The sequence below is a fragment of the Candidatus Chlorohelix allophototropha genome (assembly GCF_030389965.1).
Lineage (GTDB): Bacteria > Chloroflexota > Chloroflexia > Chloroheliales > Chloroheliaceae > Chlorohelix > Chlorohelix allophototropha.
This window is the reverse complement of record NZ_CP128400.1, coordinates 34,191-49,254: the sequence shown is the minus strand read 5'-3', so window position 1 is coordinate 49,254 and position 15,064 is coordinate 34,191. Positions and strand designations below refer to the sequence as shown.

Annotated in this window: 12 protein-coding genes; 7 read left to right on the top strand and 5 right to left on the bottom strand. The window is 46.7% G+C overall.

The window, feature by feature from the left end:
- Positions 1–26 precede the first annotated feature (26 nt).
- Together OZ401_RS13080 and OZ401_RS13075 are read left to right on the top strand one after the other, a co-directional pair.
- Complete coding sequence (locus OZ401_RS13080; RefSeq protein ID WP_341470923.1) at positions 27–938, top strand: MBL fold metallo-hydrolase; 912 nt, start codon at positions 27–29, stop codon at positions 936–938.
- 85 nt (positions 939–1,023) lie between these two features.
- On the top strand, positions 1,024–1,386 hold the full coding sequence (locus tag OZ401_RS13075; RefSeq protein WP_341470922.1) for a hypothetical protein: 363 nt from the start codon (positions 1,024–1,026) through the stop codon (positions 1,384–1,386).
- A gap of 67 nt (positions 1,387–1,453) precedes the next feature.
- Here OZ401_RS13075 and OZ401_RS13070 read toward each other — a convergent pair whose 3' ends face one another.
- The 3 genes from OZ401_RS13070 to OZ401_RS13060 form a co-directional block, all read right to left on the bottom strand.
- On the bottom strand, positions 1,454–2,383 hold the full coding sequence (locus OZ401_RS13070) for a patatin-like phospholipase family protein (RefSeq protein ID WP_341470921.1): 930 nt from the start codon (positions 2,381–2,383) through the stop codon (positions 1,454–1,456).
- Positions 2,384–2,549: 166 nt separating this feature from the next.
- The gene (locus OZ401_RS13065) at positions 2,550–3,911 is read right to left on the bottom strand and encodes a TldD/PmbA family protein (protein WP_341470920.1); all 1,362 of its coding nucleotides are present in this window, start codon (positions 3,909–3,911) and stop codon (positions 2,550–2,552) included.
- 8 nt (positions 3,912–3,919) lie between these two features.
- Complete coding sequence (locus OZ401_RS13060; RefSeq protein WP_341470919.1) at positions 3,920–5,368, bottom strand: TldD/PmbA family protein; 1,449 nt, start codon at positions 5,366–5,368, stop codon at positions 3,920–3,922.
- 235 nt (positions 5,369–5,603) lie between these two features.
- Between OZ401_RS13060 and OZ401_RS13055 the strand changes: the two genes are divergently transcribed.
- On the top strand, positions 5,604–6,896 hold the full coding sequence (locus OZ401_RS13055; protein ID WP_341470918.1) for a homocysteine synthase: 1,293 nt from the start codon (positions 5,604–5,606) through the stop codon (positions 6,894–6,896).
- Positions 6,897–6,920: 24 nt separating this feature from the next.
- Here the strand turns inward: OZ401_RS13055 and OZ401_RS13050 are convergent, their stop codons facing one another.
- Positions 6,921–7,631 carry a hypothetical protein gene (locus OZ401_RS13050; RefSeq protein ID WP_341470917.1) on the bottom strand — a complete coding sequence of 237 codons (711 nt, stop codon included), beginning with the start codon at positions 7,629–7,631 and terminating at the stop codon, positions 6,921–6,923.
- A gap of 314 nt (positions 7,632–7,945) precedes the next feature.
- Here OZ401_RS13050 and OZ401_RS13045 point away from each other — a divergent pair, with 314 nt between their 5' ends.
- Positions 7,946–8,098, top strand: coding sequence for a hypothetical protein (locus tag OZ401_RS13045; protein ID WP_341470916.1), 153 nt, complete (start codon positions 7,946–7,948; stop codon positions 8,096–8,098).
- Positions 8,099–8,197: 99 nt separating this feature from the next.
- Positions 8,198–9,343 carry a homoserine O-acetyltransferase MetX gene (gene metX / locus OZ401_RS13040; RefSeq protein WP_341470915.1) on the top strand — a complete coding sequence of 382 codons (1,146 nt, stop codon included), beginning with the start codon at positions 8,198–8,200 and terminating at the stop codon, positions 9,341–9,343.
- Here metX and OZ401_RS13035 read toward each other — a convergent pair.
- Positions 9,340–10,899 carry a helix-turn-helix domain-containing protein gene (locus OZ401_RS13035; RefSeq protein WP_341470914.1) on the bottom strand — a complete coding sequence of 520 codons (1,560 nt, stop codon included), beginning with the start codon at positions 10,897–10,899 and terminating at the stop codon, positions 9,340–9,342. The genes metX and OZ401_RS13035 overlap by 4 nt on opposite strands.
- Positions 10,900–11,289: 390 nt before the next feature.
- Here OZ401_RS13035 and OZ401_RS13030 point away from each other — a divergent pair, with 390 nt between their 5' ends.
- Both OZ401_RS13030 and OZ401_RS13025 read left to right on the top strand, forming a co-directional pair.
- Complete coding sequence (locus OZ401_RS13030) at positions 11,290–13,575, top strand: MMPL family transporter (RefSeq protein WP_341470913.1); 2,286 nt, start codon at positions 11,290–11,292, stop codon at positions 13,573–13,575.
- 166 nt (positions 13,576–13,741) lie between these two features.
- Positions 13,742–15,064, top strand: a complete 1,323-nt coding sequence (locus OZ401_RS13025; protein ID WP_341470912.1) for a serine hydroxymethyltransferase — start codon at positions 13,742–13,744, stop codon at positions 15,062–15,064.

The window sequence follows — 15,064 nt, the reverse complement described above, 5'->3', positions numbered from 1 at the left end:
GCAAAAATTAGATGGAGTAAATATTAATGGAGAAATTTAGCGAGCGAGTTTGGTTGTTACGCGCCCCCAACCCCGGTCCTATGACTCTAACCGGAACCAATACGTGGCTGGTGGGCGCAAACGGTTCATTAGCGGTAATCGATCCCGGCGAGGCAATTGATTCACACATGCATGCGCTGGTAAGAGCAGCACAACGACTTGACTCGCAAATTGAGCGGATTCTGGTTACACATGGTCATCCTGATCACTATCCGGGTGCGGTGAAACTGAAAGAGCTTTGCGGTGCACCAATAGTTGCCTATCGCGATTCCACTTTCCCACATGATGAAAACCTTGTAGATGGGCAACGATACGATGTAGCGGGTGTAAGCTTTATTTGTCATTTCACGCCGGGACACGCCGCTGACCACCTTTGTTTTTATCTCGAACAGGAAAATGCGCTGTTTACGGGAGATAATATTCTCGGCTTTGGTACAACGGTGGTCGCGCCACCAAAAGGAAATATGGGCGATTATTTGCGTAGCCTCGCGCTGTTGCAACAACGGTGCGGGGAGGCTAAGGTGATTTATGGGGGGCATGGTCCTGCTATTACAAGCCCGGCGGCAAAAATCTCCGACTATATCGCCCATCGCCAAAAACGCTTGAATATGGTAATAGCAGCGCTTACGGCTGGCTCACATACCGTTCCTGAAATAGTAGCGCACGCTTATAAGGATACAGACCGCCGCCTATGGCCTGCCGCCGCCCGGCAGGTGATGGCGCAATTGCAATACCTTGAAGAACAGCACAAGGTGGCAAGCAAGGAGGGGCGCGCTCCTACCCCTGAAGAAGATGAAATGCTAAATCCGGCTGGGATAATTGATGAGGTAGCCAAAGCCGAATTGGGTATTGGTGAGCGAGGAGAAATGCTGCGCTTTTACCGTATGTTACAAATTTAACATTGCACTCAGGTTAATATTTGGTATAATTAGGTAAAATTATAATGAACAGTAATGATTTTTAACCAGTAGGGAGCATATATAAATGACGGACAAAAAAGTTTTTTCAAGCGAAGATATGGCAGGGCCGCATGCGGATCGCGAAAATATAACTTTTAAAATACCAGTACCGAGCAAAACTGCGCCGGTTTACTTTGGTGATGAAACCTATCAAGATGAACACCGCAATGGCTGGAACGAAGAAGAATATGAACTTGCCCTAAAACAGGCTGAACAGGATTTTAACCCTGCTTCGGTGGGCGATAGCCGTGTGCAGGATTGGAAAAATGGGGTGCCGGAGCGCAATCGGCAAGGGTATGAGGACGAATTGGATGACATTAGTGCTTCTTCGCCTACCAGCGATCGCACCTATTCTGACCCCAAGCGAGTAAGAGGTACAAAACAGTAAGAATAATGCCCAGCCAAAAGTGATGAATCTCTTAAAAGCGCGGAATATAAGCTCCGCGCTTTTAATTTTATTGCCAAGTTTGTTTAAGCCAGCTAACCGTATCATCAATATTTACGGCGGCGGCAAATTTGAGCATAGCATCCATATGCGCCACATCATCCAGCCCAAAATGTACTTCAGGCGGGAAAGTGGGGTTCAAACGGGCATAACAATCGCCCATTAGCTGGCGACACTGGTAATCGGCTACACCTACCACCGAGTCCATTAGGATATTGATAATAGGGCGCGCCCACTGTCCCAAGCCCCAATCCAGATTTTTCCCTTCTATTCTGGCAAGCGAACGCCCGGTACCCAGTGAAAGCAAAACCACTTCCTCAAGTTTGGGACGCGGGTTCAAAATGATACGGGAATCCTGAGTTTGGGTGAGAGCCGCCAAACTGGGATTATTGGCGGCAACGCCACCGTCTATATAAGTATCCACACTTGGAAAGTAAGTAGGTGCGGCGCTGGTGTAAAGGGCAACATCCACCACTTGGCAGTCCCCATCAGAACCTTCACCCTCAAAATTGTGGAAGAATTTTGGTTTCCAGCTACGCTTTGTCGGATCAGGGTCTTGGTTATCAAGGTCAAAAGAGGCAACCAGAACCTTACGGTGTAACTCTTTCAGCTTTGTTGTTCCAAAAAAGGCTATAAGTTCTTGGCGCAAATGAACATTATCATACTCAGCGCCAGCTAAGCCGCCAATATCTTTTAAATTATTCAACCAACTTTTGTCAAAAATCTGGTGACCATTTTTGTAGTAGAGGTCACGGACATCGTTGGGCGTAGCGCCTTTTGCCAGCCCCATCGCGATAATACCGCCCGTTGAGGTGCCAGCTACCAAATCAATTTTGTCCATCCAACCCGGCACAGCTTCCCTGAGCCTATCCAATAATACGGCTGTTATCAGTCCCCTGATTCCGCCACCGTCCAGCGATAAAATCCGGTACTTTGACATGGCAATCACCCTACCTTCTTTTGCTTGGATATTTACGGTTAGTTTAAAAGCTTTCGCTTCGAGCAAAGGGCTTGAGTAAGTTGTCCTTTTTTTTGTTCTAGGCTAAAGTTCTAAGTTTATAGGGAATGGGCGGCTCGTAAGTTTAGCCGCCCTAAAATGGGAAGGTTTAGAGACCGCTAACGGTCATATTATCAATGCGAATAGTGGGTGAGGAGATGCTAAATAGAAATTCAAGGTCGTTGCCCACTTGTGTGATATTTGACAGCATATCTTTCATGTTGCCAGCGATATTGATTTCAGCCACCGGATATGCCAGTTTGCCGTTTTCTATCCACCAACCAACCGCCCCGCGTGAAAAATCACCCGTTACCGGGTTGTAGCCGAAACCGATCATCTCGGTTAGGAACAGTCCTTCCTCCACCCCTGCAATGATTTCTTCCTGTGTTACATTGCCCGGTTCGATATAGAAGTTGGAAACTCCTACACCCGGCAGACTACCGATACCGCCAGTAGCATTCCCGGTGGTCTTGTGTGAGGTTTTGCGGGCAGTATAGCTGTTGAAGATAAAGCCCTGAAACACTCCTTTGTCAAAAATGTTCTTGCGGCGCACTTCTACGCCCTCACCGTCAAAGGGACGAGTACCGCGCAAACCGGGGCGTAAAGGGTCATCCACCAGCGTTACCAAATCAGAGCCGATTTTCTGTCCCTCGAAAGGAATCAGGAAGGTAGAGCGTCGTTCTAACGCATCCCCGCTTAGGCTACCAGCCAGTGTGCCAAGCAAATCGCTGGCAACCATTGGATCCCATATTATGGGCATTTTACTGGTTTTAATCTTACGCCCACCGATTTTGTTGATGGCGCGTTGCGCGGCGATACGTCCCACTTCTTCGGGTGATTTCATTTCCTTGAAGTTGTTGCTGATGGTAAACCACCAACCGTTTTGCTTCTTGCCCTCCGCATCATCCACCACGGCATCCAGCCCAAAGCTACAATGGCTGGTCTTATAAGTCCCGGCAAAGCCCAGACTATTTACCAAGCCCACCTGTCGCAAGTTGGTGCTAAAGGTAGTACCGCCGGTATTGTTAATGCGAGTGTCAAAGGCGAAAGCGGAATCCTCGCAACGGCGTACCATCTCTACCTTAACTTCGGTTGGAATATCACCAATCGCCGGGTCCCAGATACCGAGATTTTCGTTATACTGGAAAGCTAAATCATCCGGGTCGGGTAGCCCTGCGGCAGGGTCTGGGTCAGAAATCACCGCCATATCCATAGCCCGCATCACCAAATCGTCCAACGCAGCTTTGCTGAAATCGCTGGTGTAGGCTACTGCGGCACGCTTCTCACGGTATAGACGCAGCGAAAGGGCTTTGGGTTGCGCCTCATTAAGCAAATCAACTTTGCCTTTGCGCAGCTTCACGCCGGACTCATAGCCTTGCGAGAACAACACTTCCACCTCATCTGCCCCGGCTGCCAGCGCCTTTTTAACCACCGTTTCAGCCAGATTTAAATCCAGTTCTGTGTTTTCCATCAATCCCCCTATGCGGCTGTGCCGCCAACCGTGATACTGCTTACCAGTACACTGGGCATTCCCAGACTGACCGGTACGCTTTGCCCATTTTTACCGCACATGCCGCCGTTCCCGGCTAACTGAAAGTCGTTCGCTACCATCGTCACCTTTGAAAGCACATCAGGCCCATTGCCGATCAGGTTCACGCCCTTTACGGGAGCAGTAATTTGTCCGTCTTCAATCATGTATGCCTCAGTTACGATAAAAACGAAGTCACCGCTATTTATATCAACTTGCCCACCACCGTATTCCACGCAATACAAGCCACGCGGCACCGCTTTGATCAAATCATCAAATGGAGTTTCGCCGTTCAGCATATAGGTATTGGTCATACGAGTCATCGGATATTTGCGGAAACTCTCACGCCGTCCGTTGCCCGTTGGTGCAACGCTCATCTGCGTGCTGCTGATACGATCTTGCATGTAGCCACGTAGCAAGCCGTTCTCAATCAGCACATTGTAATGAGTGGGGTTGCCTTCATCATCAATGTTGAGCGTGCCGCGAGTATGGGGAACAGTTCCATCGTCCACCACCGAACATAGTTCAGATGCGACCTTCTCACCTACCCGATCGCTGTAATTACTGAGTTTCTTGTAGTTAAAATCGCCTTCGAGGCCGTGACCTACCGCTTCATGCAGCAACACGCCCGATTCGCCTGCGCCTAACACCACCGGCATCACTCCGGCAGGCGCTTCTATCGCGCTCAGATTAGTAACAGCCTGTTTTGCTGCCAACACGCCCACTTCTTCAGGTGAGATAATCTGATCAAAATATTCCAGCCCCCGCCGCGCCGAAGCGCTTTTAAAACCTCTTTCACGCTTCCCGTCTTTTTCCGCAATTACGCTCGCACGTATAGTAAAAAGCGGTTGCACATCAGCGGCAAGTCGCCCATCGCTGGTAGCAATCAGCACCCGCTTTAGCTCATCTGCAAATATAACCGATACTTTTGAAATCGAAGGGTCATGGGCGCGTGCCGCTTTATCAACCCGGCGAATAATTTCCAGCTTTTCAAGAGCGCGGGCATCAATAGTCGGTTTTTCAATAGGGTAGAGATTAGCGCCTGAAAGGATAGTGGCATCCACCGGGTTTACCTTGCCCTGAGATGAGTTAGCAATTTGGGCGGCAGTAGTGGCGGCATGCTTCAGGCTCTCAATAGAGAAATCTTCACTGTAAGCATAGCCTACCGAATCGCCCTGCACTACCCGAACCCCCATGCCCTGCGTTATTCCTCCACTGGATTGACGAACCGCTTGGTCTTCGTAGTTAAGCAGGCTAGTTTGACGATATTCACTGTAAAGCTCTGCAAAATCCCCGCCTCTGCTCATCGCTACTGCCAGCAGGTCGTTTAAAATATTTTGATCTATTCCATAGCGGGTCTGGAAAAATCCGAGAGCCACTTGTGCATTTTCGGTGGTCATTTATAATGCTCCTTATTAAAAGGTCATAAGAACTCAGGGCTGCCAATTCTCTCCAGCAGATTATGAGATTATACCAATGCCTTTTAGTAAGAGCAATTAGCTTGCCGACTTTATAATACAAATCAGGATGGATACGAGGTCGGGCTTGACAAACCGCTTCCTTTATATTATCCTGACGAAATAGATAAAGATTATCATGTATATGAATTTTGAGTTCAGAGGAGAATAATAATTTATGGCAGACCAGAACGAAAGACAGCTAGGTTTTGAAACAATCGCTTTGCACGGTGGTCAAACTGCCGATGTGGCTACCAATTCTCGTGCCGTACCGATATACCAGACCAGTTCATACGTTTTTAATGACACCGAACATGCCGCCGACCTTTTTGCGCTTCGCAAGTTCGGCAACATTTATACCAGACTTATGAACCCCACCACCAACGTCTTTGAAGAGCGTGTCGCGTTGCTCGAAGGTGGAGTTGGCGCGTTGGCTACCAGCAGCGGTCAGGCTGCCGAGTTTCTGGCAATCCTGAATATCGCTAATTCCGGCGATCATATAGTGTCCTCTGCCAGCCTTTACGGTGGTACTTATAACCTGTTCCACCACACCTTGCCTAAGATGGGCATTGCAACCACTTTCGTTGACCCTTCTAATGTTGAAAACTTCCGCGCCGCCATCAAACCTAACACGAAGCTGATTTACGCTGAGACGGTCGGAAATCCCAAGTTGGATACGCTGGATATTGAAGCGGTAGCCAATATCGCACATGAAAATGGCATCCCATTAGTTATCGACAACACTCTGCCTAGCCCTTACCTGATTCAGCCCTTGAAATGGGGCGCAGATATTGTGGTACATTCTGCCACCAAGTTTATCGGCGGTCATGGAACCAGCATCGGCGGTATCATTGTGGACGGCGGTAAATTCGATTGGGGTAACGGCAAATTCCCCGGTTTCACCGAACCGGACGACAGCTATCATGGATTGCGCTTCGTAGATTTAGGCGCACCAGCTTACATCCTGAAAGCGCGGGTGCAATTGCTGCGCGACCTAGGACCTGCCGTCAGCCCTTTTAACAGCTTCTTGTTCCTGCAAGGTCTAGAAACGTTGCCATTGCGGGTTGAGCGCCATAGTTCCAACGCCTTGAAAGTTGCCCAATTCCTTGAGCAACATCCTAAAGTCACTTGGGTAAATTACCCCGGTCTGGAAAGCCACTCCAGCCACAATATCGCTACCAAGTACCATAAGAACGGTTATGGCGCGATTATCGGCTTTGGTATCAAGGGTGGTCTCGAAGCAGGACGCTCCTTTATCGACAAACTGAAGCTCTTTAGCTTGCTGGCAAACGTGGGTGATGCCAAATCATTGGTAATTCACCCTGCCAGCACAACCCATCAGCAGTTGAGCGAAGCTGAGCAACAGGCTACTGGCGTAACGCCCGATTTCATCCGCCTTTCAATCGGTCTGGAGACAGTGGATGACATCATCTTCGATTTGGATCAAGCGTTGAACAAATCAACCTATTAGATTTATCCTGTAAAAGCGCGTTGACTATTGCTCAAGGCTAGGAATACGCGCTTTTACGCTATCAATAATAGGGGAATGCGCCAATCTGCGTTCTGCTTGCAACATACTTGCCAGCAACAGCACTTCCACCACGTTACCATAAGCCCAAAAGTATTCGTTTTTGGCGGTTGCGGCAGAAACTATAAACATAATAGTTGCACTCAAAAAGAGCCATGGCGGGTTTTGTTTGCGCCAGAGGTAAGCGCCGGAAGCAATCAGGCTTAACACAATAAAGGCAAGAACCACCGGTCCGGTAGCCACCATCCAAATCGGCGCATTGTCAGAGGCAGTATAACGTACCAATTGACCAACAATTGTGGGCTGAATCGGCACAAAAAGGTCTATTGCCGACCAAACCAAGCTGATTAGCAAGGTAATACCATAAACATAGGGTGTCAGTTTCTTTAATTTCGCGCCATTCCGGTAGGCTAACTCAAAAGCTACGATTACAAATGTGGGTAGCAGCAAGCTATGCATCAGATAACGTAGTCGGTGCAAGATTTCCAGCAAAGCTCCGGGGTCATTGAAAAGCCCAATTCCAAAAGCTATATTTTCAAAGGTTTCAGCCAATACCACTGCCGTAATAAAAACCAAACCTATAGAATATTTCTGCTTCAAAAGGCTAACACTCCACCCCAATAGCAATAAGCTGGAAAGCATGAATGCGGGTACAATAAACCAAACCGGATGCAACATATTTCACTCCTCAATTGAAATGAACGGTTAATGGGATTAAATCTTGAGAATTATTAGTTATTTGGAAATCAAATAGTAGCCGAATTGCCAGTTTCCTTATTGAACTAAAAATCCGATTCATAAATCCTTGATTTTTACTGTATATATTGTAATGGATTGAGGTTAACGGGCAGGTAAAAATAAAGTATCCCTTAAATTGATACAAGTCAAAGACAAACAATGATACGACTTTTGTCCTTCTCGATAGGGCTAGTTTCCCAATATAGTTTCAGAAATATTGTTTGAAATAAACCTATCATTTACGGAGGCAGCCAATGTATTCTCGAACAACCAAAAGCGGTGAGGCTATTGCTATGCTACTAGCAGAGCATTTCCAGCAATTGGATTTAGCCAAAATAGGGGTCGGGACTCTGGCACGACTTTATGCGAGGATAGATGAATTGAGCCAGCAGTCGGCGAACTGGTAGCGCTGGCATAGGCGCAAACGGTAAAATCCTGTGATATAATATTTCGCGCTAAGTCCGGCAAACCCCCTCCGGTTCTATTTTTAATGAGGAGACATCTCGGTGGCGATAGTTAGAACCAGTCCCCTTGGCATAGTAAGCACACAATTCTATACTTTCGGCAGCCCTAACGAAGGTTTGCGCCTAGAATGCGGGCAAAATTTTGGACCAATCACGGTAGCGTACCAAACTTATGGACAACTGAACGAGGCACATTCTAACGCCATCCTAATTTGCCACGCCCTTACAGGTGATTCACATCCTGCCGGCATACATGCCGAAGATGGCAGGTTGGGCTGGTGGGAAATTATGGTTGGTCCGGGGAAGGCTTTCGACACCGACCGTTACTACATTATCTGCTCCAATGTGCTGGGTGGTTGCAAAGGCACTACCGGTCCAGCTTCGACTAATCCCGCTACCGGCAAGCCTTATGCCTCTAATTTCCCGGTTATTACGGTGGAAGATATGGTGCGGGTTCAAAAAAAGTTGGTTGAATATCTGGGTATAGATAGCCTGTTGGCGGTAGTAGGAGGCAGCATGGGAGGGATGCAAGCGTTGGCATGGTGTCAGTTATATCCCGAAAGTGTACGGGCGGCTTTGCCAATTGCCACTTCTCCAAGTCTGACCGCACAAGGTATCGCGTGGAACGAAATCGGGCGACGCGCAATTATGGCAGATCAAAATTGGAACGGCGGAAACTACTATGAGCCGGGACAAGCGCGCCCCGAAAATGGCTTGGCAGTAGCTCGTATGTTGGGGCATATAACCTACCTGAGTGAAGAGTCAATGGAGTACAAATTCGGGCGGCAGTTGCGCCAAAAAGATGATTATAGCTTTAGTTTTAATATAGATTTTGAAGTGGAAAGCTATCTCCAACATCAGGGTGAGATTTTCAACCAGCGATTTGATGCCAATTCCTACTTATACATAACCCGCGCTATGGATTATTACGATATGACGCGTGGCAAGAGTAGCCTAACAGAGGCATTCGCCAATACAAACGCTGCGTATCTATTCATCAGTTTTAGCAGCGATTGGCTATATCCACCCTACCAGAGTGAGCTTATGTCAAAGGCGGCACGTGAAGCAGGACGCTACGTAGAATACGTAAATATAACAGCGCCCAATGGTCACGACTCATTTCTGTTAGAGTCGGAACATCAGGCACCGTTAATCAGCGAATTTTTAGAGAAAATATTTAAAGGCTAACGCTTCGATTCATAAGCCTTTTTCAGATAATTAACCGCGGACTCAAAATCCCCCCAATTCTCTAAGGCTTCTCCATAGGCTTTGTAAATATCGCCAAGCACAAATGGTAGATTTAATAACTCAAGCGTAGCTATTGCTTTTTCAAAGAGATGCCGTGCTTCATCCGCATTCCCAAGACGGATCTCAATATCGGCGGCAATTTTGAGGGCTTTGCCTTCGGTTACTATATCTCCGGCATTGTGGGCTTCTTCAATGGCACGGCTTGCCAACTGGCGTGCATCATCAATGCGATTCTCGCGCAAGCGCAACCACGAAAGGGACGTATTGGTAAGGGCTAAATCAATACCTTTAAGATTGGTTTCACGCTTACCGAGAGAGATTGCCTCGTTAAGCAGGTCTTCCGCCTGTTTTTCGCGTCCATTTATCGCCAGTAGGTCGCCAACATCCGCGCTGAGCCTTAACATTTCACGCCGCTGGTTTAGCTGACGGAAGGAATTCAAACTTATGGCGGAGTAATTTCGAGCGCGAATAAGGTCGCCGCGTTCTCGGTAAGATTCTGCCAGATTAAAGTAAATTTGAGCACGTTGCGCTGGTAAAAACACCTCTTCTTCAAGTTTTAAAGCTTCTTTGAAGGTGCTCAAGGATTCTTCCTGCCTACCTAGTATAAGATAATCATTAGCCAGATTACTCAAAACTTGAAGTTTGACTTCAGGCTCAATTAGGTCAACATTATCGCAGATAATTTCCCAAGCTTCGCGATGGTGCAGCAAAGCCTGATCAACCTGTTTACGTAGATAATAAAGATTCCCAATTAGATTCTTGGTTTCCGCAACTACAGCTATTTGCGTGGTTTTTTGAGCAAGTAGCACGGCTTCTTCCAAAGCAGGACGAGCGGCTTCAAGATTCCGACGTTTCAGTTGCAAAAAGCCTACCAGTTTCAAATATTGAGCACGATCATATTCGGAAAGTTGATGACGTGGCAGATCGTCCAATAATTGCTCTGCTTGGATTAATTCACTGCTTTTTTGCAAATCGCCAAATTGCCCGGCACGCTCAATTAGCACTTGCACTTCCAATAATTTATCACGGAGAGCGGTAGCCAAACTCAACTCAGTGGTCTTGGAATTATCTTCCCGCTCCGGCATTCCGCTGCTCCCATAGCCGCCGTAGAGGAAAAATTCTACAGGTTCACCCAGTCTTTTTGCAATTAGCTGTAACGCTTTGAGAGAAGGATGGATTTTATCTCTTTCAATTGCGGAAATATAACTGGCTACATATTCTGCACCGGCAAGCTCTTGCTGGCTTAACCCTAGTCGCCTTCGAACGAGTTTAACTCTGCCACCTAATGAATTTGCTTCTGTTTTTCCTGTTTCTGTAAAAATTTGAATTAAGTTGCTGCCTCTGGAAGCTCTCAGTTCTGCTAACGACCTTCGCCCACGCTTCCTGACCGGTTGGTCAGGCTTATCGTTGGATAAGATTTGGGGCTTAAATTCTCTTAACGCGATTCCGTTGCCAACCTTAAGCTTCGCGTTATTATTCCATTGCGCGTCCAACATAGACCTCTTTCCTTTGTCTTACCCTAATGTCACTCGGCGAGAGCGTTTATAGCAAATTTAAGTTAACACCATGCAAGTTTTAATTGCATGATTTAAACTCTATAAACCCATTACGCTTCCAGAGATATGTAAACGCGACTCACCCCTGTGTCTAAATAAATTTTATAACTATATATTAGCACTTAATACGAGTTAATAACATAGTATGATTTGTAAAATAAGAATTAATTGCTACTTTTGATCACAAACTTTATAGTACTTTAATAATTCAGATTTTATTAATGATAGTAATATTGAAAACAATTAATAAGCTTTACTTAAGTAATAGCTAAGATTATGATTAGAAATAGGGTTTTACCTGTGCATTGAAGCAAAAAGGAGTTGAAATAAATGAGTGTCCACGTGGCTGTGACCACAAAAACCAAGCGGTCTTTTACTGTACGCATAGGTATGTGGTGTGCCAGACATGCATGGCTGGTTATCATTCTTTGGTTGGTTATTTGCGGCAGCCTATTCGCCACCGGACAACTGGTAGGTACTAGGACTTATGGCATTACCGATGATGTAGGACTAGAAAAACTCGATTCAATTCGTGCGGGTTCAGTTTTTGATGCAAATGGCGGGAGTGAAGCCTCAGAAACGCTTTACGGTATAATCAATCACCCCGATCTTAAAGTAACCAGCCCTGAATTTAAAGCTAAAATTGCAAGTGTAGTTATTGCGTTACGTAGCGCTACCTATCTTCAAGACGGAATACCCGCTGCCGTTTTTTCGCAGGTAATTGATCCTACTAACACTTTGCCTTTGCTTGGTTTAAACAGTATGGACGGAAGTGCCAGCCGTATTCAGGCAACAATTCAGGGGGAACGCGAGTTAGTCAAGAAAAAAATCAGTGCCGTACGTCCTCTCCTGACGGAACTCACCAATCAAGGGAGTGAATTCAAAGTATTTTTTTTCAGTTCTACTATCATTAATAATGAGGCACTCGAATTAGCAGCCCATGAACTGGATGGCTCGTTAAAAATTACTATTCCTGCAACATTCATAATTTTATTGATTGCCTTCGGTACTTTAGCTGCCGCATTGATACCTTTATTTCTGGCGATTTCATCCTTGATGGCTGCCTTCGGAATTTTGGCGATTTACAGCAATACCACAAACGGAGTTGATTCCAATACTACCCAACTCATTGTGTTGATGGGCTTGGCAGTTGGTATTGATTATTCGCTTTTCATGATCACACGCTACCGGGCAGAGCGTAGGCGAGGGCGTGACAAACTCACCGCAATCGAAATAGCCAGCGGTACCGCAGGACGCGCAGTTTTCTTCAGTGGAATGGTCGTAATTATTTCGCTGGCAGGGCTGTTTATCATCGGTATTCCTACGTTTATATCTATGGCAATTGCTACCATTGGGGTTGTGTTGGTGTCGGTAATCGGTAGTTTTACCCTTATTCCGGCGGTATTAGCGGTGTTGGGCAACGGTGTAAATTGGGGGCGTATCCCTTATTTTGGGCGAGAACGCAATGAGGGTAGCGGTTTTTGGAGTAAATTGGTTCATCGGGTAATGCAACACCCGCTAATTATGGTCAGTGTTGTTACGGTGTTACTGATAGCTTTGGCGTTACCACTATTCCAATTCAAATTGGGAAATAATGGGTTAGATGGTTTGCCCGATTCGCTTGCTAGCGTGCAGGCAATCCATTTGTTAACAGATAAATGGCCGCAAGGTACAATCCTCAGAATGAATGTGGTAATTACAAACGCCGACAAACCTGAAACCAAACAAGCAATCGACAATTTCACCGAAGTCGCCCTAAAAACAAACGGTCTTAGCGGTCCGGTAGATAAATCGCTTTCCCGCAACGGTAAGGCGCTACGTCTCAGTATTATTATGTCAGGCAACCGCAATGATCAATCCAATAAAGACCTGATAAGGTCGATTCGAAATGAGCTTATACCACGTTATTTTGGTAGCTTGCCGGGAGTTACCGCGCTGGTTAGCGGCGCAACCGCCCTTACCATAGATACTACCAAGCTTTATATGGATGCCTTACCGCTTATATTCGTTTTCGTATTGGGGTTAAGCTTTATCTTACTATTGGTAGCCTTCCATTCGTTGGTAATACCTATCAAAGCCATTATTCTGAACCTGTTATCTACCGGAGCATCCTATGGCGTACTGGTACTGGTATTTCAAGAAGGCTGGTTTAGCGACCAACTTGGTTTCAGACCAACCGGAGTAATCGAGAGTTTTGTGCCGCTTTTCCTTTTCACCATTCTATTCGGGTTAAGTATGGATTATCATCTTTTTATTCTGACCAGAATCAAAGAGGCTAAAGATCGAGGAATGCCTTCGGATGAAGCTGTGGAAAAGGGCATTAGTATTACCTCTGGGGTTATCACCAGCGCGGCGGCAATCATGGTAGTGGTATTTGGGGTGTTTGTCACCTTGCGCATCATCATAATCAAACAATTGGGGTTAGGCTTGGCTGTCGCAGTATTTGTTGATGCTACAATTATCCGCAGCATTTTATTACCGGCAGCAATGCAATTGCTAGGAGAAATGAACTGGTACATTCCGCGCTTTCTGGACTGGATTCCGCAAGTCACCATTGAGGGTGAGCCTGAGGAGGCTAAGAAAGGCGAAGAGTTAGAAAGTACCTATATCAATTAGGGATGCAAAGTAATACTAAAATGCGCCCTCAAAACGGACATTGCCGCAGCATAATCTTTTGAACTACGTTTGTACGACCTTAATTCACGGCTATTACTATTTCTTGACAAAGCCCTCGTGGAATAGTAGCATTTTCCAAATTCAACCATCAGAAAGGCTAGCCGCAATGGACTATAAACGCCCGTGGGTTTCTCCCGAATCTCAAGAATTTTACAATAAGTATGTTTCTCACTATCGTAATTTGCTACCTTCCGGTTTTGAGTCTGAGGTTGAGCAAATGCTGGAAATGCATGCCCGTTTTATGGATTATGAGTGTATCAGTTTGTATGCCGGTACAAACATTATGAACCCGCGTGCAGCGCGTTTTCAAGCCGCCAGTGTGGGAAGTCGCCCCAGTCTCGGCTATCCCGGTGACAAGTATGAAACCGGATTACAGTACGCCGAACAATTGGAAATTATGGTGGTGGAAATCCTGCGGCGCATCTTTAAATGCGATTATGTGGAGTTCAGGGTTGGAAGCGGTTCTCTTGCAAATCTTTATGCGTATATGGCTTGCACCAAACCCGGCGACAGAATAATGGCGCTTTCAAACGCCGCCGCCGGACATGTTACCCACCATACACCGGGTGCGGCGGGCTTGTACGGCTTAGAGGTTCACGATATTCCTTTTGATGGCGAGCGTATGGCGGTTGACCTTGCGAAACTAGAGGCAGAAGCGCAACGTCTTAAACCAAAACTTATCATTCTGGGCGGTAGTCTTGCGCTATTCCCCTATCCGGTAAAAGAAGTTAGAGCCATAGCCGATAGGGTTGGAGCGTGGTTGATGTTTGATGCGGCGCATGTTTCCGGGATTATCGCGGGTGGCGAGTTTCAGCAACCGCTGGCGGAGGGCGCACACCTAATGACCTGCTCTACTTACAAGTCTTTTGGAGGTCCGGCGGGCGGGTTGGTACTAACCAATATGCCTGAACTGGCAGAGCGGTTGGACAAGATAGCCTATCCGGGTTTAACTGCCAACTTCGACCTAAGTCGCACCGCTGCGCTGGTGGTAGCTGCCTCAGATATTTTAGAATTTGGGCAGGAATATGCCCGTGTCTGTATTGCGAATGCCCAGAAGTTGGCGGAGGAATTGGCAGAAGGCGGCGCTCCGGTTCACAGCGCAAAAGGACGAGGCTTTACTATGTCACATCATATAGCAATTCAAGCAGCAGCATATAAAGGTGGCACTACCGCCTCACGGCAGCTTGAAAAGGCGAATATCCTGACTAGTGGCATCGGCTTACCTTTGCCAGAGCTTCCAAATGATTTTAATGCAATTCGCATCGGTACGCAGGAAATTACCCGTTGGGGCTTCAAACCTAACGATATGCCCGAACTGGCACAACTCATCAATCGAGTGCTGGTCAAAGGAGAAGTGCCGGAAAGCGTACAGCCAGATGTAATCGCAATGCGCCAACGTTTCCAGCAACTGCACTATATAAGAGCCTAG